The following is a 20,385-nucleotide window of genomic DNA, read 5'->3' as shown; positions in this document are numbered from 1 at the left end:
CTGCGTTTTTCACCCTCTCCCGTCGGCCTCTGCCTTGGAAGAGCGGCGCATTATAGAGATCTCATACGCCTTGGCAAGCGCTTTTTAAAATTAATTTAAAAAGCTGTTTTGCCTGCTGAAAAAAGCAACAACAAGCTGGCTTTTTAGACAACAATTTAGCCACTGCAATCAAATTGCAGCTTGCCGCCGCCCTGAACGCCACCAGCTCACAAGCCTAAGATTATAGCGGTGGCAACTTTTCCCATGGGCCATGCTGGGCAATACACGTTAAACTTACCCCTATGAGCAATACCCAAGCACTTCGCAACTTGATTATCCCTATCTACCTACCCTCTATCTTTTTAGCTATAGGCTCTGGGGCGGCACTGTTTATTATCCCTTTGATTAGCTTAGAGCTGGGCGCCACCATAAGCTCAGCCGGCCTAATTTTTTCACTGCGCGGCTTGGGCATGCTGATCAGCGGCATACCTATAGGCTTGCTCATCGCTAAGCTGGGCAGCAAAACGGCAATGCTACTAGGCACCGCTTTAATTTGCATTGCGGCCATTATCGCCAGCCAGGCACAACAACAAAGTGGGATAGCGCTAGCTTCGCTGCTTATGGGGGCCGGCTCTGGCTGCTGGATACTCGCGCGCATACATTTTGTTAGCCTGGCCACCTCTATTAGCCATAGGGGGCGCGCCATGGCCACCATGATGGCTATAGAACGTGTAGGCTGGTTAATAGGCCCCTTGCTAGCAGGGCTTATTATTAAATTTTTCGACCATCATAAAGCCTTTTTACTGGTAGCAGGCATGGGTTTTATCTCACTGCTACTAATCGCATTGACCAAGCACACACAACGTGGCAACGAGGTAGATGACAGCCAATTTAAGCGGCTTTCAACCTGGCGCCTTTTGTTCAACTATAAAGATATTTTTATCGGTGCCGGCAGTGTGGTTATCGTCTTGCAGCTTTTGCGCTCGGCCCGCAGCTTTATTATTCCGATTTGGGGAGTCGCTATAGGTATAGATGAACTAGCCATAGCCTCAGTCACATTTTTTTGCTCCTTGGCTGACCTAGCTATGTTTTACCCCGCAGGCTGGCTGTTAGACAAAAAAAGCCGCAAAGCAGCCGCCATCCCCTGCCTCGCTATTTTCTCTTGCAGCTTTTTACTGCTACCACTGGCCACCAGCTACTCTTATTTTTTATGGATAGCGATACTCAGCGGCCTAGGTAATGGTTTAGGCACCGGCTTTATTATGACCCTAGGAGCAGACTTTGCCCCACAGCGACAAAAAGCACAGTTTTTAGGCCTGTGGCGCACTATAGGTGACGGCGGAAATTTAAGCGGCCCAGTTATTATTGGAGCCCTAGCAGAAGCTCTAAGCTTGAGCAGCGCCACTTTAGTTGTAGGCAGCTTAGGCTTAGCAGGGCTGCTGATATTGATTTACAAAGTCCCCGAGCCTATAAAAAAATCACTCTCTTAAACCCTATCTTTGTGACTAACAAACACTAACGGCACCAAAAAAATAGTGCGCTAACACACTATTGCGCCAGCCACTGTTGCTCCAGTAGCAAATGCTCGCCCTGAAACACCTTTGCTAAAAACTGATCGCCGGCTTGCACCACCCCCACCCCCTTGGGGGTACCCGTCATCATCACATCGCCATCCTCTAGACTCATAAAACTCTTAATATCGCGCAATAATTCCTGAGGTTTATTCATCATTAAGGAATAAGCTCCCTGCTGTATCAGCTGCTGATTAATCCATAGCTCCATGCGCAGTTCAGAGCAATCACCATCAAAAGCGACAAACTGCGAAAACACCGCTGAGCCATCAAAGGCCTTGGAGCGCTCCCAAGGCAGGCCTCTTTCCTTTAAATAGCTTTGCAACTTGCGCTTGGTCATATCCAAACCAAAACCCACAGCCTGTAACTTGCCGGCCTTAATTAAAAAGCACAACTCACCTTCATAATGCACAGGCTCGTTATCGCCCACAAATAAGTTATCGCTAATTGCCGAGTTAGGCTTTAAAAAAATGACTGGCTGCTCTGGCACTTCGTTATTTAGCTCTTGTATGTGTTCCACATAGTTGCGGCCTACACAAATAATTTTGCTAGGGCTGAGCGCCTGCCCCGCCAAGATAATTGTATTCATGGTTTACACCTAAAAGCTTAAGGAAGAGGCCGCACTGCTTGTGCTGCCGCCAGCATAGGCTATGAATTTTTCGCCGTTGCTGCAAACTTAATTGCCGTCGCCCCCCTCAAACTCCTCGCTAGCTAGCAATTATTCACTTGCTAACAGCTCTTGGCGTCAAAAGTCTTAACAAATAAACGCGACGGCAATATTAGCCACAACTAGCGCTTTAATTATTTTTTATCCGCATGCATATATAAAAACTGCAGCGCCAAAGAGGCACCGGCTAGTGAGGTAATCTCGGCATGGTCGTAAGCCGGGGCCACCTCTACTACATCGTAGCCAACAATGTTTAATTCAGTGATGCCACGCAAAATTTGCATAGCCTTGTTGCTGCTCAGCCCGCCGACTACGGGCGTACCCGTGCCGGGGGCGTAGGCGGGGTCTAACGCGTCTATATCAAAACTTAAGTAGGCTGGGCTGTCGCCTACCCGCTGTTTAATCGCCGCCACCGTTGCCGCCACCGACTGTTCGTTAACAAGGTCGGCATCCAGCACCAGGTATTCATGATTCTGTTTGTCGTATTCAGTGCGTATACCCACTTGTACCGAGCACGCAGGGTCCACTAAACCTTCTTTCGGGGCGTGATAAAACATGGTGCCGTGGGAGTATTGCACTTCTTCTTTATAAGTATCGGTATGGGCGTCAAAATGTATCAACGCCAATTTGCCGTAATGCTTGGCGTGGGCACGCAGTAGCGGCAGGGTAACAAAATGATCACCACCAAAACTGATCAGAGTTTTACCGGCGGCAATAATCTTCGCGGCTTCGGCCTGTACCAGCTCTAGCATATGTTCGCTGTTGCCACTTTCAAATTGCACATCACCGTAATCAATAACATTTAATTTATCAGCGATGGCAAATCCCCAGGGCCAGCGTTTTTCTTCCCAACGTAAATTACAACTGGCCTGGCGTATGCCATTGGGGCCACCGCGGGTCCCTGCCCGGCCACTGGTGGCCAAGTCGTAGGGTATACCCATAACCGCCACATCCACACTGGCATCGCTGAGGTCGCGGCATATGGGAAAGCCCATATAGCTAAAGATATTGCCGTAAATACTGTATTCCTGCTCTAAAAATTCTGCCTGCTTATTTGCCATTTTGCCCTTCCCTCCTGCGGCCTGCACATACAAAAACGGGCAACCTAAGTTACCCGCTCTGTGTTGCGCTTATAGTGTAGCTGACAATTAAAACTCAACCACTGAGCGTATGCTTTCGCCGGAATGCATTAAATCAAAAGCCTTGTTGATATCCTGCAGTGGCATTTTATGGGTGATTAAATCTTTAATATTGATTTTGCCATCCATAAACCAATCTACCACCTTAGGCACATCGGTACGGCCTCTGGCACCACCAAAAGCGGTACCGCGCCATACTCGACCCGTCACTAACTGGAAAGGCCTAGTGCTAATTTCCTGGCCAGCCCCAGCCACACCTATGATGTAAGACTCGCCCCAACCTTTATGGCAGCACTCCAAAGCTTGGCGCATGGTATTCACATTGCCTATGCACTCAAAGCTGTAATCGGCACCGCCGTCGGTGGCCTCGATTATAGCGTCGACGACATTTTCAACCTCTTTGGGGTTAATAAAGTCGGTCATACCAAACTGCTTGGCGATTTCAACCTTAGAGGGGTTGATGTCTATACCTATGATTTTATTGGCGCCTACCATCTTGGCACCCTGAATCACGTTTAGGCCTATGCCGCCCAAGCCAAATACCACCACATTAGAACCGGGCTCGACCTTGGCATCAAAGGCCACCACCCCCACGCCAGTGGTCACACCACAGCCTATGTAGCAGGCTAGATCAAAGGGCGCGTCTTCACGGATTTTTGCCAGTGAAATTTCCGGCAACACGGTGAAATTAGAAAAGGTAGAGCAGCCCATATAGTGCAGTATGGGCTTGCCATCTAAAGAGAAGCGGCTGGTACCATCGGGCATTAAGCCTTGGCCTTGCGTAGCGCGTACCGCTTGGCATAAGTTGGTTTTGGGGTTTAAACAAAACTTACAATTGCGACACTCGGCCGTGTATAAGGGGATAACGTGGTCACCGGGCTTAAGCGAGGTAACCCCAGCGCCCACTTCGCGCACTATGCCCGCACCTTCGTGCCCTAAAATAGCGGGGAAGGCGCCCTCGGGGTCGTCACCTGATAAGGTAAAAGCGTCGGTGTGGCAAACGCCGGTAGCCATAATCTCTACCAACACCTCGCCGGGTTGCGGGCCTTGTAAATCCACTTCAACAATTTCTAAAGGTTTGCCTGCTTGAAAAGCAACGGCTGCACGCGTTTTCATTTTTTATCCTCTATTCATTTATTGGGCTGTGGCTCAGTGTTTATTGAAACACCACGCACTTATTGCCACGCACGATGACTCGGTCATCTAAATGATAGCGCAAGGCTCTGGAAAGTACTGCGCTTTCTACGTCTTTACCCATGCGCACCAGATCCTCTTTGGAGCAGCTGTGATTAACCCGTATCACGTCCTGCTCAATAATCGGGCCTTCATCCAAATCTTCGGTAACATAATGGCTGGTGGCACCAATTAGCTTCACACCGCGCTCATAAGCTTTTTGATAGGGGTTGGCACCGATGAACGAGGGCAAGAAGCTGTGATGTATATTGATCAAACGACCGGCAAACTTCTGGCATAACTCCGGGGGGATGATCTGCATATATCTGGCCAGCACTACGGTATCGGCATTGTGGCGCTCGATAATTTCGTTCATTTGCTTAAAGGCTTCAGGCTTGTTCTCTTTAGTCACCGGCACGTGGTGAAAGGGGATGCCATGCCACTCCACCATGCTGCGCAGGTTTTCATGATTAGAGACTACACACGGTATGTCGCAGTTCAGCTCATTACTGTGCCAACGGTACAGCAAGTCAGCCAAACAGTGCGAGGCGTGACTGGCCAGCAATACGACTTTTTGCTTTTCATTGGAAGCGCGCACCGTCCATATCATTTCGAATTTATCGGCCACGGCTTGAAACTGCTCACGAAACTCCTCAATACTAATAGACAGAGAGTCCGCATTGATGACGTTACGCATATAAAACCACGCACCCTGCACATCGGTATAGTGGTTAGACTCGACAAAAGAGCCGTCGTGCTCGGCGACAAACTTGCTGACTTCGGCAACGATACCTACCGCATCGGGGCAGGATATCACTAGGCAATAGGTTTTGGCCTGTTCGGTATCACTCATAACTCTTACTCTCATCTCAAGTTTCGATTTTGTAAATCATTGCATACACCTCTTGCGGCCTCCCTCTTTTAAAAAGTGACTGCTTAGGCAATAAGTTGATCAACATTGTAATGGCCAGTAACCCTAAGGCTACAAAACCATGCAACTATACTGCGCCCTGCTAGCTATCAGCATAGCTTATACGCTTAGCTGCCAAAGAGCAGGGAATGAGTGGGCCGGTTCGGCTTGCTTAACTAGGCAAGGGAATAAGCGAATACTCATAACGCCCTCTAGCGGAAGCGCGAAAATAACTGGTATTGCATTATCAGAGCTGCTTTACTTTACTGATTATACGTATATTTAGTTGACTAAACAGACGTATAAAATACTTATTCTATAAAGAAACAATCTTAGGGAGTCCGCTCTATGACCAGCACTAAAACCCATGTCGGCGAGGCCATACAAGCTGAGCGCAAACGCTTGCTTATTGAAGCCACCCTCAGCGCCATCTCTGAGTTTGGCCTGTCGCAGCTGACCTTAGCCAAAATTGCTGCTGGCGCGGGTTTAACGGCGGGCTCAGTCAATTTTCACTTCGCCAGCAAAGAGGCGCTATTACTAGAGACCCTGCAGTTTGTGGCTGAAGAGCTGGACCAAAGTATTACCGCAGCCCTGCAGCAGGCAGGTGCAGACCCCAATAAGCGCCTGATCGCCATTATTAACGCCCAACTCAACCCCGAAATTACCGAGCATAGAAAAGTCGCTGTGTGGAATGCCTTTTCGGCAGAGCGCTGGGCTAGAGAAGATTACAAGCGCATATGCGGCACCCGCGATAGCAATAATTTTAATTTGGTCTTAAACCTCTGCAGCGAAATTATTCAGCGCGCCGACAAACAAAAAGTCATGAGCGCCCGCGCCATAGCCAGTGGCATACAGGGCATTATTGATGATGTTTGGCACGACATACTCTACGCGGGCGAAGACTTCGACCGGGAAGCGGCCATGTCCTTATGCCTGTCTTTTTTAGCCAGTGTTTTCCCATGGTGCTTTACCATGCCGGCGCAACCCAGCGCTAAAAACCCGCAACTATCTACTGCCGATAACAGCCTAAGCGTTGTTAAAGCCCAGCCCAAACACCTAGCTGATGCCGCCCAGCTGTTTGATTTATACCGACAATTTTATCGCGAAAGCAGCAATATAAAGCTGGCCAGCGACTATCTTAAAAAACATATGGAGAATAACAGCTCCACTATTTTTCTCGCCTATACCAGCGATGGCAAAGCGGTGGGTTTTACCCAGCTGTACCGCAGCTATTGTTCACTGGCTGCCGCGCCTATTTTTATTTTATACGACTTATATGTAGATAACAGTGCCAGGCAGCTAGGTGTAGCCCGCACCCTAATGAACCAAGCCAAAGCCTATGCCAAGGAGCAAAAAGCCCAACGCATAGATCTAGAAACCGCCATCGACAACTACCCAGCTCAGGCGCTGTACATAGACTTAGGTTATAAAAAAGACGAGGAGTATTTTAAATACTCGCTAGAGCTGTAAGCGAAAAAATACGCAAAAAAAAGCTGGCGCATATCAGTGCGCCAGCTTTTTTTGTTTGCTATAGCGCCTTACTGAGTGTCTAACAAACCATAAACACCTAAGGAATAAGCGCGGCGCTGCTGCTCACCCAGTAGTGAAGACTGGCGTATAGCCTTGCCAAAACTCACATCTTCTTTTATGTAGCGGCTATTACCGGTGCCGGTATCAAAACCCACCATACCCGGGTCAGACAAATAATAAGCAACCACATCGCCCTGCTGCACACCTACGCTCACAGAAAAGCCTACTTTTTGCAGCCCGGCGTCATTAATCGCCAAGGTCTGACTCTCCCAAACCACTACTAAATTATCTTCCACTTTACGCATAACCTTCACGCGCAAACTACCCGCACGTATAAAATAACCACCCACACTGGTTAGCGAGCCATCTTTAGGTACAGTATTAGCCAAATCCACGACTAATAAAGGCTGCTCATCTACCGCTGTACGCGCCACTAACTCCCCACCTATATAATCCAGCAGATTGCCTTCTAATAAAAAACTTTTTAAGGCATCAACTTGTTGCTGTACAAATTGACGCACTTGGCCGCGCAACTGAGTAGATGTCACCACCCGCGAATTTTTTTCGCTGTTTAATACCCCTATCACCCTGTCGCGTTCGGCCAGCTCACGCTGCAGGTTCGCCTCATCGGCTTTTAGCTGAGTAATTTGGGAATTAGCTTGCACGAGTTGATTTTGCAAACCCGCTTTTTCGTTTTGCAGCTGCTGTATATCCGGCGGTGTTTGGCAAGCTGCTAATAACGAGGCCGTGGCCACCAGTACCATTTTTTTTCTCATTGCTAATACCCTTATGGCTTAATCACAAATGACTGACTGTAAATATTTTTATTGGCTAACAAAATCTCTAAGCGGTAACCGCCGGCTTTAAAACCTTCTACCGGACGTTTAATTTTGAAAAAGTTATTACCCGCCTGGCCACTCACAATTACCGGTACCGCAGCAATTTGTACAGTCTGCTCACCATCGTAAAGTGTAGCCTGTAAAACCGTGGTGGCCTCATCAAAATTTTTGTAGCTAAAGGCTATATGCAACACCCTGCCCGCTTTAAATTGTTCGGGTAAGTTTTGGCTTATATCAACAATAGGCTCGCCACTGAGTTTTAACAACTCTATCACTGGCTGCATCGCATCTATCTCAGCCTGGCGAGCTAATAGCTGGGGGTTATCCGGCAGCAAAGCCAAGGCCGGGCTTAACGCTTGTTGCGCCAAGTCTAACTCGCGTCTAGCAATATGCCCCAACAGCTGCGTATTTAATTGCCCGCTAAGTTGTTGCAGCTGCGCACTGGCAGCATTGTTATTGGGGGCCAAGGCTAAAACTTTTTGCAAGCTTTGCACGGCATTGGGCTGACCGCTAAATATCGCATCCTGCTGCACTAGCTGTTCGGCCTCTAGTAATAATTGCGCTACTTTTTGCTCTAAGGCCTGCGCCTTTTGCACGCGCGCTTTTAACTGAATTAACTCGCCGTGAGCAGCGTTAACACTTAAGCCCTTGTCTATAAAATTTAAGGCACTTTGATAACGGCCCTGCTGTTCTACACTTTGCGCTTTTTGTAAATACGCTTGAGCGATACGCTGCAAGCCATCACGAGCTTTGCCATTATCGGGGTCCACTGCCAGCACCGCATCGTAATAGGTTTTTGCATTCTCACCAGCGGGGCTTAGCCACTGCTCTTGAGCAAATAGTTGTTCCGCCGTACTTAATTGCTGCTGCACGCTTTGCTGGGCACTGAGCTTGCCACGCAAACGTTGGTAGCGCTTATTGTCGGCCAAGTTAGGAAAGTAACCTAAGGCCTCGGTTAATGACGCCTCTATGGCCGACAATTCGGCCGCATCATCACTTTCTTGATCTAGGGCGGCGGCGATATTTTCCAATAACTCAGCTTCTATGGCCGCCAAGACTTGCCCGGACTCGGTATTGCTGGGCTCGACAATCAATAAGCGCTGATGGGCAGCTACCAATGCCGCTAGCTGCTCGGGATCACTGCTATAGGCTTGTTGCAACTCTGCTATCTGTTGCTTTAAGCGCTGAGCCTCGGTTAGTGTCGGCGCTGCGGCAAGATTTTCAGTACCGGCCGGTAGCTGGGTCGCCGGAGCTTGTGGTATAGCCGGCTCTGCGGTTTCAGCCATTGTTTCTTCAGATACAACTCCTTCAAAGGCAGCTTCTTCAGCAACAACTTCTTCAACTATGGCTGAGCCAGGCGTTACCGCAGGCTTAGCGCTAAGCGGCTGCTCTGCGACGGTTATGGCTGCTGGTGTCTGCATCAGCTGCTCTAAGGTTAGCCGGGGCTTTTCTACCAAGCCTAAGCGCTCTAAGGCCGCCTGCTGATCCGCAGCACTGGGGGGAATTTGTAAGCCAAATAAAGTGTAATAGCCGGTAGCCAAAACGGCGATGAGAACTACCGGCAATAACCATAATGCCGAGCGCTTGCTGGTGGCGGCTGGCATATGCTGACTGCTTTGCGCGCGTAATACCGTGTCATCGTGGTTGCCGGTAAAGGCCATGGAGGCGGCTTTTTTATGAGCGGCATTATTAAAATATTGCTTGCGGGATTTATCAATCACCGCCCCAGACAAGCGCTGCACATCAGCCACTAGCTCAGCACCACGCTGGTAGCGCTGCTCTCTATCTTTGGCCAAAAGTTTATTAAGCACAGGCTGAAATACCGCTAAACGCACAGGCAGCTCGGGCACAGGCTCAGAAATATGTTTTATGCCTATGGTCACAGCAGAGTCACCATCATAGGGCACGGTACCCATCAGCATTTTATAAAACACTATGCCCAAACTGTATAAATCGGCACGGCCGTCGACCTTTTGGCCGCGCGCCTGCTCAGGGCTCATATAGTAGGGCGTCCCCAAAGCCATGCCGGTTTGGGTAAGCCCACCGCCCACATCGTCGGCCTTGGCTATGCCAAAATCCATAAGCACAGCACGGCCGCTCTCGGCATGCAGCATAATGTTTTCGGGCTTAACATCGCGATGCACATAGCCTTTTTGGCCAGCAAAATCTAAGGCTGAACCTATTTCACGCAGTACCCGCAAAATTTCATCGCCGCTAAGCTCCGCCAGGCAGCTTTTTAACTCACGACCGGGTACATACTCCATGGATAAATAGTGATGACCGTTATGTATGCCTACATCGTGCACGGTGACTATATGCGGGTGGATTAAGCGACTGACCACCTTGGCTTCATGTATGAAGCGCTCACTAAAGGCGGCATCTTCTGACAGTGAGGCGGCCATTACTTTTAAGGCCACTTCGCGCTCGAAACTTTGCTGTATTGCCAGGTATACAGTCGCCATCCCCCCCTTACCTAAAGGGCGTATCAACTTATAGCCGGGTATTTCTATGTCTATAGGGTTAGCGGTTGATGTAGTAATGGTTACACCCCTGTACAACAAGCCTGATTAGTTTAAGAAAACGCTTAATAGAATAGCCTAAGTATTTATTTTATCGGAGTTATTTGTTCACAAATTGCTTTAGCCATAGGCACTAGCAAGTACAGATCTTAGGCATAAAAAAGCCCGCCTTAGCGGGCCCACAGCTCATATACAGCTTATTCGGCAACACCGTGCTTAGCCGCAGCTTCGTCGATTAAGGTTTTTAGCTCACCCTTATCAAACATATCGCAAACAATATCGCAGCCGCCGATTAGCTCGCCATCTACCCACAACTGCGGGAATGTCGGCCAATTAGCATAGGCAGGCAAGTGCGCGCGCACATCGGGATTGCTTAATACATCAACAAAGGCAAAACGCTGGCCGCAAGACATTAATGCCTGCACGGTGCGCGCCGAAAAACCACACTGTGGCTGATTGGGCGAGCCCTTCATGTATAAAAGAATAGGGTTGCTTTCGATTTGTTCTTTCAGGGTTTCTGTGATGTCCATTAATATACCTTTACATAAAACTGACAATATCACGGCCACCCCCTAGCGGAATGACCAAGCGCAATGGCGGCCATTATACCCTGTATTTAGCTGAGATGCGCTCCCCCTATCGCGGCCGTGACGGCCATTGCCAAGCCAGGGCATAGGCTATATGATGCTTGCTTACTAGGCAGCCTTCGCTGCCTTTTTGCGTTTTTACAGGCACTCACTATGCCCCACTCCAGAGCAGCCCAGTAACAATGCCCCTGTAATGAGTTAGGATTTTTTGCATGACCGCCATTATGAATACCTATGGCCGCCTGCCAGTGACCTTTAGCCACGGCCAAGGCGTGTTTTTATATGATGCCGACAACAAGGCTTACCTGGATGCCATTAGCGGTATAGGTGTTAACGCCCTAGGCCACTGCCACCCCGCTGTAAGCGAAGCCATTAAGCAGCAGGCCGATACCCTGATGCACACCTCCAATCTATACGGCATAGAGAAACAACAGGCCCTAGCCGAATTACTATGCCAAATCTCAGGCATGGATAATGTGTTTTTTGCTAACTCCGGTGCCGAAGCCAACGAAGCGGCTATCAAAATTGCCCGCCTGCACGGTCACCAGCAGGGCATAGAGTCACCGCAAATTATCGTGATGGATAACGCCTTTCACGGCCGCACCATGGCCACCCTAACGGCCACCGGCAACCCCAAAGTACAAGAGGGCTTTGGCCCCTTACTAGAAGGTTTTATCCGCGTAACCTATGGCGACCTAGCCGCCATCCAAGCCCATGCCAGCAACCACAGCGTCGTGGCCGTATTAATGGAGCCCATACAAGGCGAAGGCGGTCTGCACGTATTAGCCGATGGCTACCTAGCCGAATTGCGCCAGCTTTGCGACAGCAATAATTGGCTGATGATGTTAGACGAAGTGCAAACCGGCAACGGCCGCACCGGCCGCTATTTTGCCTACCAGCACGATGCCATACTGCCCGATGTAGTCACCACCGCCAAAGGCCTGGGCAATGGCGCCCCCATAGGTGCCTGCTTGGCGCAGGGCAAGGCGGCGCAGGTTTTTGGCCCCGGCAACCACGGCTCCACCTATGGCGGCAACCCGCTGTGTTGCGCCGCGGCACTGGCCGTAGTCAACACCATACAAAGCCAGCAACTGTGTGACAACGCCACGGCCATGGGCCACTATATACGCCAAGGCATCAGCCAGCGGCTAGCCGACTCACCGCTGTTAAAAGAGGTGCGCGGCAAGGGCCTAATGATAGGCATAGAACTGACCAGCCCCTGCGCCGAGCTAGTACACACTGCCCGCGAGCGCGGCGTACTGATTAACGTTACCGCTGGCAGCGTGCTACGGCTACTGCCGCCACTCATTATCAGCCAAGCAGAGGCTGACACTATCATAGACACAGTCGTTGCCTGCGTTAATGATTTTCAACCCCAAAATACTTAACGGGAAGCTTACGTCACCATGACTACCAGACACTTTCTCACCCTACTCGATTTAAGCCCCAGCGAGCTTAATGCCTTAATTGCCCGCGCTACAGAGATGAAAGCGCAGCTGCGCGGCGCTGGCCACGAACGCCCTTTTGTTGGCAAAGTACTGGGGATGATTTTTGAAAAATCTTCCACCCGCACCCGCGTCTCTTTTGAAGCAGGCATGTCACAACTGGGCGGCCACGCCATGTTTTTATCGCCACGCGACACCCAACTGGGCCGCGGCGAGCCCATAGAAGATAGCGCTAGAGTACTGTCCTCTATGGTGGACATTATTATGATACGCACCTACGCCCACCAAAAAGTGCAGGCCTTTGCCCAGCACTCCTCGGTGCCAGTAATCAATGCGCTTACCGATGACTACCACCCCTGCCAGCTACTTGCCGACGTACAAACCTATGTGGAAAACCGCGGCAGCATACAGGGCAAGACCGTTACCTGGGTGGGGGATGGCAATAATATGTGTCACTCCTATATCAACGCTGCCCGCCAGTTTGACTTTGAACTGCGTATAGCCTGCCCCGAGGGCTTCGACCCCAACAGCGAACTCGTGGCCGCCAACAAAGACCGCGTCAGCCTGTTCCGCAGCCCTATAGAAGCAACTAAAGGCTCAGACTTAGTGGTCACTGATGTATGGGCCTCTATGGGCCAGGAAGACGAACAACTAGAACGCGAGAAGCAGTTTGCCGGTTTCCAGGTCAATGCCGAACTCATGAGCCACGCCCATAGCGATGCCCTGTATATGCACTGCCTACCTGCTCATCGCGGCGAGGAAATTAGCGCCGAGCTAATGGACAGCCCCGACACAGTCATCTGGCAAGAGGCCGAAAACCGCCTACACGCTCAAAAAGCCTTAATGGAATTACTGCTCAATAGTTAGCCAGCGTAAAACCCCACTGACAGCCATAACCTTAACGGCCAAAAGCCCAACAACCATGGCTGTCAGCCCAATAATTAATCACCCCAAAACTACGGCCACAGGCGGTAAAATAAACACAAAAACCAAAAAGCATACCTAAGCGATTTTATATGCCGAAAAAGTTTATCTTCATAAAATCTTCATTAAATTGTCTTGCAAAAACGCCATCATTCTCACGCCCTAGCTCTGCAGGTTAGTGACTGCCGACCTGCCCACTTACCCACATTTTATCCACAGCTTGCTAGCAACTTATACAGCTTGCAAAAAGCCTCAAACCGCATTATCTTGTGTGCAGTTTTTCAAACACCCCCATATATGGGGCATAAAAAAAGAATCGTTGTAGGATATTAAGTCACCAACCCCTTATTGGTAAGTGCTTACTAAGCGATCTAAACGGAAAACAAAGGGGTATACAGCAAACCAAACAAGCCTAGCGCGACTACTGCCAAGCCATACACACAAACTCAACGTGTTTTTATGTATGGCGCATGAGTTGCCGCATCAGTTGCTGCTAGTGCAGAGCTTAACGCTTGCGTATGCCCATAAAGGATAAACCGCATTCTTATTTGACCGATCGCCATTGATCACACAGCTACGTTCCGGAGAACACATGCACACTGACGTTGAAACCAGCTCTACGAGCTCCACCTCACAACCCGCCACCCCAGCCGCCAGCCAAGCCGAGCTTAATGCTACCGCCCCTGGCCAGTTGCGCGTTATCAAACGCAATGGCACCGTGGTTGTGTATGACGAGTCCAAAATCAGCGTCGCTATTACCAAGGCCTTTTTGGCCGTAGAAGGTGGCACTGCCGCCGCCTCTAGCCGCATACATGAAACTGTAGCCAAATTGGCGCAGCAAATTACCGTGATCTTCAAGCGTCGTATGCCCTCTGGCGGCACCATGCATATAGAAGATATACAAGATCAAGTAGAGCTGGCCCTAATGCGCAGCGGCGAGCACAAAGTGGCCCGCGATTACGTACTCTACCGCGAAGAACACGCCCGTCAGCGCGCCGAACAGCAAACTGGCGAAGAGCCCACCAAAGCCCACCCCAGCATACGCATTAAGCAAGAAGACGGCAGCCTAACCCCCTTAGACCTAGGCCGTTTAGAAATTATTGTCGCCGAAGCCTGTACCGACCTAGAAGACGTCAGCGCCAGCGCCATTTTAAATGAAGCCCTAAAAAACCTATACGACGGCGTTGCCGCTGCCGAGGTCAACACCTCATTAGTGATGACCGCGCGCACCATGGTAGAAAAAGAGCCTAACTACACCTATGTAACCGCTCGCCTGCTATTAGATAACCTGCGTGCCGAAGCGCTAAACTTTTACGGCATAGCCGAATCTGCCACCCAAGCCGACATGGCCAAGCTATACGCCGAAGTGCTGCCCGCCTACGTCGCCAAAGGTATAGAGCTAGAGCTTTTAGCCCCCAACCTGCAAGACTACGACTTGGACATGCTAGGCGCAGCCCTGGATTCACAGCGCGACCTGCAATTTAACTACCTAAGCCTGCAAACCTTATACGACCGCTACTTCATACACAGCAATGAAGTGCGCATAGAACTGCCACAAATCTTCTTTATGCGTGTCGCCATGGGCTTGGCCATAGAAGAAGAAAACAAAAACGAGCGCGCTATAGAGTTCTACAAATTATTAAGCTCTTTCGACTATATGAGCTCTACCCCCACGCTATTTAACGCCGGTACTTTGCGCCCACAATTATCCTCTTGTTATCTAACCACCGTACCCGATGATCTGCACGGCATCTACGGTGCCATACAAGACAATGCCATGCTCTCCAAGTGGGCTGGCGGCCTAGGCAATGACTGGACTCCCGTACGCGCCTTGGGTGCCTACATCAAAGGCACCAACGGCCGCTCACAGGGTGTAGTTCCCTTCTTAAAAGTAGTGAACGACACCGCCGTAGCGGTAAACCAAGGCGGCAAGCGCAAAGGCGCGGTATGTGCGTACTTAGAAACCTGGCACATGGATATAGAAGAGTTTGTCGAGCTGCGTAAAAACACCGGTGACGACAGACGCCGTACCCACGACATGAACACCGCCAACTGGGTACCCGACTTATTTATGAAGCGTGTATTCGACGACGGCAAGTGGACCCTGTTCTCCCCCAACGATGTACCAGACTTGCACGACCTGTACGGCCAAGCTTTTGAAGATCGCTATACCCAGTACGAAGCTATGTGCGAAAGCGGCGAAATCAAATACTACAAAACCGTACGCGCCCAAGACCTGTGGCGCAAAATGATAGGTATGCTGTTTGAAACTGGCCACCCTTGGATTACGTTTAAAGATCCTTGTAACCTGCGCTCACCGCAGCAGCACGCAGGCGTGGTGCACTCATCTAACCTGTGTACTGAGATTACCCTTAACACCAACGCCGAAGAAATCGCGGTGTGTAACTTAGGCTCGGTTAACCTGGCTCAACACATAGGCCCCGACGGCTTAGACCTGGCCAAGCTAGAGCAAACCGTAAAAACCGCTGTGCGTATGCTGGATAATGTTATAGACATTAACTACTACTCGGTGCCACAGGCGCGCACCTCTAACATGCGTCACCGCCCTGTGGGCTTGGGCTTAATGGGCTTCCAAGACGCGCTGTACATGCAGCACATACCCTACTCCTCAGAGCAGGCGGTGGACTTTGCCGACCGCTCTATGGAAGCGATCAGCTACTACGCCATCCAAGCCTCTGCCGACCTGGCTGAAGAGCGCGGCGCTTACTCCAGCTTTGAAGGCTCATTATGGAGCCAAGGCAAAGTGCCTTACGACTCTATAGACCTGCTATGTGACAACCGCGGCCACGACTATATAGAAGTAGACCGCTCTATCACCTTAGATTGGGACAGCCTGCGCGAGCGCGTTAAAAAAGGTGTGCGTAACTCTAATATTATGGCCATCGCTCCTACTGCGACCATCGCCAACATTACCGGCGTATCGCAATCTATAGAGCCGACTTACCAAAACCTCTATGTAAAATCTAACCTCTCCGGTGAGTTCACCGTGGTAAACCCACACCTGGTGCGCGACCTTAAAGCCCGCGACCTATGGGACATGGTGATGGTTAACGACCTTAAATATTACGAGGGCTCGGTACAAAACATAGACCGCATCCCCGACGATATTAAAGCCCTATACGCTACCGCCTTTGAGGTAGAGCCACGCTGGTTAGTCGATGCCGCCAGCCGCAGACAAAAGTGGATAGACCAGGCGCAGTCGCTCAACCTTTACATCGCTGGCGCCTCGGGTAAAAAACTAGACGTGACCTACCGCATGGCTTGGTACCGCGGTTTAAAAACCACTTACTATTTGCGCGCCTTGGCTGCTACTGGCACCGAGAAGTCCACCATAGAGAGCGCCTCGCTCAATAAGGTTTCTTCTCAAGCTGCCGCACCGGCAGGCCCGGCCCCTGTGCCGCAAGCTTGCTCACTGGACGACCCAGATTGCGAAGCCTGCCAATAACGCTAGATGATTAAGGCCTCAGCCCATAGCCCGCTGAGGCCGCAACTGACAACAAAGTAACAAAAAACAAGAGAGAGACGTAATGCTGAATTGGGACGAATACGACGCCGAAGAAGACAACAGCAAACCAGCCCCACAAGTAGTCGCCAAAGCCGCCGAACAGGCTGCCCCCGCTGCCAGCACCAACACTAGCAGCCCGGTAAAAGCTAACGATAGAGTAAAAAAAGCCAAGGATAACCTACAGTCACTAGACGTAGCCCCAGGCTTAGAAGAATTAGAAATGGGTGCCGCCCGCCTGACCGTGGACGACAAAGCCATGATCAACTGCCGCGCCGATTTAAACCAATTAGTGCCCTTTAAATACGATTGGGCCTGGCAGAAATACTTAGACGGCTGCGCCAACCACTGGATGCCACAAGAAGTTAATATGACCGCCGACGTTGCCCTATGGCGCAGCCCCAACGGTCTAACTGAAGACGAGCGCCGCATTGTTATGCGCTCACTGGGTTACTTCTCTACCGCCGATTCGCTGGTAGCCAACAACTTGGTGCTGGCGGTGTATCGCCTAATCACCAACCCCGAGTGTCGCCAGTACTTATTGCGCCAAGCTTTTGAAGAGGCTATACACACACACGCCTACCAATACTGCGTAGAATCTTTGGCCATGGATGAAGGCGAGGTATTTAATATGTACCGCGAGCTGCCCTCTATCGCCAAAAAAGCCGCCTGGAGCTTACAGCACACCCAGTCGCTGTCTGACCCCAACTTTAAAACCGGCACTACCGAAAACGACCAGGAATTGCTGCGCAACCTCATCGGCTTTTACGCCGTTACCGAAGGTATCTTCTTCTACTGCGGCTTTACCCAAATTCTTTCTATGGGTAGACGCAACAAGATGACTGGCGTAGCCGAGCAGTTCCAATACATCTTGCGCGATGAGTCTATGCACCTGAACTTTGGTATAGACGTGATCAACCAAATTAAACTGGAAAACCCCCAGCTATGGACCGCAGAATTCCAGGAAGAAATCACCCAAATGATAGTTGAGGGTGCCGAGCTGGAAATCGAATACGCCAAAGACTCTATGCCTAGAGGCGTATTGGGCATGAACGCCGCCATGATGGAAGAGTACCTACAGTTTATTGCCAATCGCCGCCTTAACCAGCTGGGCTTGGCCGAGCAATACCCTGGTGCCACTAACCCATTCCCATGGATGAGTGAAATCATGGACTTGCGTAAAGAGAAAAACTTTTTTGAAACGCGAGTTATCGAGTATCAAACCGGTGGCGCGTTAAGCTGGGATTAATTCCCAGCTCAACCCACATAGCGATAACGTTAGTGCAGTAAGAGGACAACAGCAACAGCACCGATAGGCGTCGGTGCTAAACCTACACTCACAGAGTCAAGGCCGAACTATGAGCACGCAGAAAAAAGTTCCCGTGGATACGGAAACCATTTTAATGACCTTAGATCAGCTTAGCCAAACCATTGAAATTATGACCAGCGTCGTTGGACGACTGCGTCACTATGTCTGCGAGCAGCAAGATGCCGCCACTCCCCCCCTACCTCCCACGCAAAAAAACTCCACGCTTAAAGATATAGAAGAGAGCCTCAAGCCTATCTCCACCACTTTACATTAATCACCCTAACAGATAGAGTTAGCGACACTAAGCCAATCCGTTAGGATTGCTTGGTCGCGCAATACCAGCGGTAAGTACAACCCCTTATAACGATAAGTACATAAGCTCATTATTAATGAGCAAGTATTGCATATAAGATAGCCGCTAATATTTCATACACTCAAAGCCGCTGTACCCGTTTTTTTGGAGGCATCATGTTAGTTTTATCACGCCGTTTAGGTGAAACCCTAGTTATAGGCGATCAAGTCAAAGTATCAGTGCTGGGCATTAGCGGTAATCAAGTACGTTTAGGCATAGAAGCACCTAAGGATGTTAGCGTACACAGAGAAGAAGTTTACCTACGCATACAAGACGAACAGGGTGCAACGGAAAAGTCAGATACCTAAATTCAACAGTTTAAGCCTGCTTAGCGTAACCGTTAGCAGGCTTAAGCTGCAGCCAAACTAAAAAAGAACGTCGCTCCCCCCTCTGCATTATTATTAAAACTTAACTCCCCACCATGGGCCTGCACAATAGACTGGCAGATAGCCAAGCCTATACCCATACCATTATCTTTAGTGGTAAAAAATGGGGTAAACAGCTTATCCCATAACTCCTGCGCCACACCGCCGCCATTATCAACAACACTAAAGCGCACACTTTCACCCTGCAGTTGCGCCCTAACAATTACACTAGGTGGCGCAACTATAGCCACATGGGCAGAACGATGATGGCTAGCCTCCATGGCATTACGAATTAAATTCAATATCACTTGTTGAATTTGCACCGGATCGGCTAACACCTGCGGTAGGGAGTCATCGGGCTCATAATGCAGCGGCACATCGTTAACCCTAGAGTCTATTTCCGCTAACGCCAGCACATCATTCATTAGCTCATTGGGGTCACACACCTGCCTGCCCTGCTCAGGTTTTTTTACAAAACTGCGCATGCGCTGCACCACTTCTGAGGCGCGCACAGATTGGGTATTAAGCTTTTCCAGCAACTCACTAAGCCGGGCTTTGTCCAGCTCATCAGCCGCTATTAAACGCTTAGCCACCTGTGCGTAATTGACTATAGCCGTCAGCGGTTGATTAACCTCATGAGCTATGCCGGCAGCCATCTCGCCGGTAGTGCTAAGGCGCTCCATATGCGCCATATGCTGGCGCTCCAATTCCACCTCTTCGCGAGCCACTTTTAAGGCTTCTTCGCTGGCCACCCACTCACTAATATCGCGCAACACCACCACTGCCCCACCCTCGGGTCTAGGGCTACAGGTAATCGCCACCGGTATGAGCGTACCATCGCGGCGGCGAATCACCTCCATATCACTATGAGCCGCTATGCCTTGGTAATAGCTGCGGTAAGGTAAGCTTTGGTACTCCATAACTTGGTAGCTATCATCAGAATTGAATAGCTCTATAGTCGATAGCAACTCGCCAAAACAATCGGCCGCCGCCCAGCCAGTAATCGCCGTTGCCGCGGGATTCATTAACAGCACCCGGCCATCTTTATCCAGGCCGATAATACCCTCACTAACAGCATTTAATATTTGTAAGTTTTCTGACTCCAGCTCGCTATTACGCCTGGCCAGCTCGGTCTCCAAACGGTGTATTTTGATATGATTGCTGACTCTGGCAACCACCTCGTCAGCCTGAAAGGGTTTGGAAATATAGTCGACCCCGCCGACGGCAAAGCCCTTCACCTTAGCGGCGCTATCCTCTAGCGCTGATAAAAAGATCACCGCAATATGCGCGGTTTCTGGATCTTTTTTTAATGCCTGGCATACCTCATAGCCATCCATGCCTGGCATCATAATATCCAGCAAAATCAAAAAGGGCTTTACCTCTCTGGCAATAGCCAGCGCCGTTTCGCCATCTTTGGCAACATGCAATCTATGGCCAGTAGGCTCCAAGGTTTTATACAGGATTTGCAGGTTGATGGGGTTATCATCAACCAGCAGCAAGGATTCTATTGCCACCTGCTGAGACGCAGCTTTATTTTTGTCAGTATCCATAGC

16 protein-coding genes are annotated in these 20,385 nt (G+C 50.1%); 8 read left to right on the top strand and 8 right to left on the bottom strand.

Annotated elements, in window-relative coordinates:
• Positions 1-281: 281 nt before the first annotated feature.
• Positions 282-1,469 (top strand): MFS transporter, encoded by a 1,188-nt coding sequence (locus NO559_RS15360; RefSeq protein ID WP_258332762.1) that lies wholly within the window; start codon positions 282-284, stop codon positions 1,467-1,469.
• Positions 1,470-1,527: 58 nt separating this feature from the next.
• On the opposite strand, the gene NO559_RS15355 is transcribed toward NO559_RS15360, so the two are convergent.
• The 4 genes from NO559_RS15355 to purU form a co-directional block, all read right to left on the bottom strand.
• Positions 1,528-2,139 carry a fumarylacetoacetate hydrolase family protein gene (locus NO559_RS15355; RefSeq protein ID WP_258332761.1) on the bottom strand — a complete coding sequence of 204 codons (612 nt, stop codon included), beginning with the start codon at positions 2,137-2,139 and terminating at the stop codon, positions 1,528-1,530.
• 212 nt (positions 2,140-2,351) lie between these two features.
• On the bottom strand, positions 2,352-3,278 hold the full coding sequence (gene speB, locus NO559_RS15350; RefSeq protein WP_258332760.1) for an agmatinase: 927 nt from the start codon (positions 3,276-3,278) through the stop codon (positions 2,352-2,354).
• 87 nt (positions 3,279-3,365) lie between these two features.
• Positions 3,366-4,472 carry an S-(hydroxymethyl)glutathione dehydrogenase/class III alcohol dehydrogenase gene (locus tag NO559_RS15345; RefSeq protein ID WP_258332759.1) on the bottom strand — a complete coding sequence of 369 codons (1,107 nt, stop codon included), beginning with the start codon at positions 4,470-4,472 and terminating at the stop codon, positions 3,366-3,368.
• Between the two features lie 40 nt (positions 4,473-4,512).
• Complete coding sequence (purU, locus tag NO559_RS15340; protein ID WP_258332758.1) at positions 4,513-5,382, bottom strand: formyltetrahydrofolate deformylase; 870 nt, start codon at positions 5,380-5,382, stop codon at positions 4,513-4,515.
• A 405-nt stretch (positions 5,383-5,787) separates the two neighbouring features.
• Between purU and NO559_RS15335 the strand changes: the two genes are divergently transcribed.
• Positions 5,788-6,909: a GNAT family N-acetyltransferase gene (locus NO559_RS15335; RefSeq protein WP_258332757.1), complete on the top strand. Its 1,122-nt coding sequence runs from the start codon at positions 5,788-5,790 to the stop codon at positions 6,907-6,909.
• Positions 6,910-6,977: 68 nt separating this feature from the next.
• On the opposite strand, the gene NO559_RS15330 is transcribed toward NO559_RS15335, so the two are convergent.
• The 3 genes from NO559_RS15330 to grxD form a co-directional block, all read right to left on the bottom strand.
• Entirely contained in the window at positions 6,978-7,745 is a 768-nt protein-coding gene (locus NO559_RS15330) for a hypothetical protein (protein ID WP_258332756.1), read from the bottom strand.
• Between the two features lie 11 nt (positions 7,746-7,756).
• Entirely contained in the window at positions 7,757-10,297 is a 2,541-nt protein-coding gene (locus NO559_RS15325) for a serine/threonine-protein kinase (RefSeq protein ID WP_258332763.1), read from the bottom strand.
• A gap of 227 nt (positions 10,298-10,524) precedes the next feature.
• Complete coding sequence (gene grxD, locus NO559_RS15320) at positions 10,525-10,857, bottom strand: Grx4 family monothiol glutaredoxin (RefSeq protein ID WP_258332755.1); 333 nt, start codon at positions 10,855-10,857, stop codon at positions 10,525-10,527.
• 269 nt (positions 10,858-11,126) lie between these two features.
• Between grxD and NO559_RS15315 the strand changes: the two genes are divergently transcribed.
• The 6 genes from NO559_RS15315 to csrA all read left to right on the top strand — a co-directional run bounded on the left by NO559_RS15315 (position 11,127) and on the right by csrA (position 18,775).
• Complete coding sequence (locus NO559_RS15315; protein WP_258332754.1) at positions 11,127-12,302, top strand: acetylornithine transaminase; 1,176 nt, start codon at positions 11,127-11,129, stop codon at positions 12,300-12,302.
• A gap of 18 nt (positions 12,303-12,320) precedes the next feature.
• Positions 12,321-13,226 (top strand): ornithine carbamoyltransferase, encoded by a 906-nt coding sequence (argF, locus tag NO559_RS15310; protein ID WP_258332753.1) that lies wholly within the window; start codon positions 12,321-12,323, stop codon positions 13,224-13,226.
• Positions 13,227-13,875: 649 nt separating this feature from the next.
• On the top strand, positions 13,876-16,749 hold the full coding sequence (locus NO559_RS15305) for a ribonucleoside-diphosphate reductase subunit alpha (RefSeq protein ID WP_258332752.1): 2,874 nt from the start codon (positions 13,876-13,878) through the stop codon (positions 16,747-16,749).
• A gap of 82 nt (positions 16,750-16,831) precedes the next feature.
• Complete coding sequence (locus NO559_RS15300) at positions 16,832-18,055, top strand: ribonucleotide-diphosphate reductase subunit beta (RefSeq protein WP_258332751.1); 1,224 nt, start codon at positions 16,832-16,834, stop codon at positions 18,053-18,055.
• Positions 18,056-18,164: 109 nt separating this feature from the next.
• Positions 18,165-18,389, top strand: a complete 225-nt coding sequence (locus tag NO559_RS15295) for a hypothetical protein (RefSeq protein ID WP_258332750.1) — start codon at positions 18,165-18,167, stop codon at positions 18,387-18,389.
• Between the two features lie 194 nt (positions 18,390-18,583).
• Complete coding sequence (csrA, locus tag NO559_RS15290; protein ID WP_258332749.1) at positions 18,584-18,775, top strand: carbon storage regulator CsrA; 192 nt, start codon at positions 18,584-18,586, stop codon at positions 18,773-18,775.
• Positions 18,776-18,816: 41 nt separating this feature from the next.
• On the opposite strand, the gene NO559_RS15285 is transcribed toward csrA, so the two are convergent.
• Positions 18,817-20,382 (bottom strand): response regulator, encoded by a 1,566-nt coding sequence (locus NO559_RS15285; protein ID WP_258332748.1) that lies wholly within the window; start codon positions 20,380-20,382, stop codon positions 18,817-18,819.
• Positions 20,383-20,385: the final 3 nt, after the last annotated feature.

The sequence above is a fragment of the Dasania sp. GY-MA-18 genome (assembly GCF_024734385.1).
Taxonomy (GTDB): domain Bacteria; phylum Pseudomonadota; class Gammaproteobacteria; order Pseudomonadales; family Dasaniaceae; genus Dasania; species Dasania phycosphaerae.
The sequence above is the reverse complement of the archived record's forward strand: the minus strand, read 5'-3'. Positions and strand labels throughout refer to the sequence as shown.

Coding starts and splice junctions, on each gene's coding strand:
- NO559_RS15360 (WP_258332762.1), top strand. CDS start 282: ATGAGCAATACCCAAGCACTTCGCAACTTGATTATCCCTATCTACCTA.
- NO559_RS15355 (WP_258332761.1), bottom strand. CDS start 2,139: ATGAATACAATTATCTTGGCGGGGCAGGCGCTCAGCCCTAGCAAAATT.
- speB (WP_258332760.1), bottom strand. CDS start 3,278: ATGGCAAATAAGCAGGCAGAATTTTTAGAGCAGGAATACAGTATTTAC.
- NO559_RS15345 (WP_258332759.1), bottom strand. CDS start 4,472: ATGAAAACGCGTGCAGCCGTTGCTTTTCAAGCAGGCAAACCTTTAGAA.
- purU (WP_258332758.1), bottom strand. CDS start 5,382: ATGAGTGATACCGAACAGGCCAAAACCTATTGCCTAGTGATATCCTGC.
- NO559_RS15335 (WP_258332757.1), top strand. CDS start 5,788: ATGACCAGCACTAAAACCCATGTCGGCGAGGCCATACAAGCTGAGCGC.
- NO559_RS15330 (WP_258332756.1), bottom strand. CDS start 7,745: ATGAGAAAAAAAATGGTACTGGTGGCCACGGCCTCGTTATTAGCAGCT.
- grxD (WP_258332755.1), bottom strand. CDS start 10,857: ATGGACATCACAGAAACCCTGAAAGAACAAATCGAAAGCAACCCTATT.
- NO559_RS15315 (WP_258332754.1), top strand. CDS start 11,127: ATGACCGCCATTATGAATACCTATGGCCGCCTGCCAGTGACCTTTAGC.
- argF (WP_258332753.1), top strand. CDS start 12,321: ATGACTACCAGACACTTTCTCACCCTACTCGATTTAAGCCCCAGCGAG.
- NO559_RS15305 (WP_258332752.1), top strand. CDS start 13,876: ATGCACACTGACGTTGAAACCAGCTCTACGAGCTCCACCTCACAACCC.
- NO559_RS15300 (WP_258332751.1), top strand. CDS start 16,832: ATGCTGAATTGGGACGAATACGACGCCGAAGAAGACAACAGCAAACCA.
- NO559_RS15295 (WP_258332750.1), top strand. CDS start 18,165: ATGAGCACGCAGAAAAAAGTTCCCGTGGATACGGAAACCATTTTAATG.
- csrA (WP_258332749.1), top strand. CDS start 18,584: ATGTTAGTTTTATCACGCCGTTTAGGTGAAACCCTAGTTATAGGCGAT.
- NO559_RS15285 (WP_258332748.1), bottom strand. CDS start 20,382: ATGGATACTGACAAAAATAAAGCTGCGTCTCAGCAGGTGGCAATAGAA.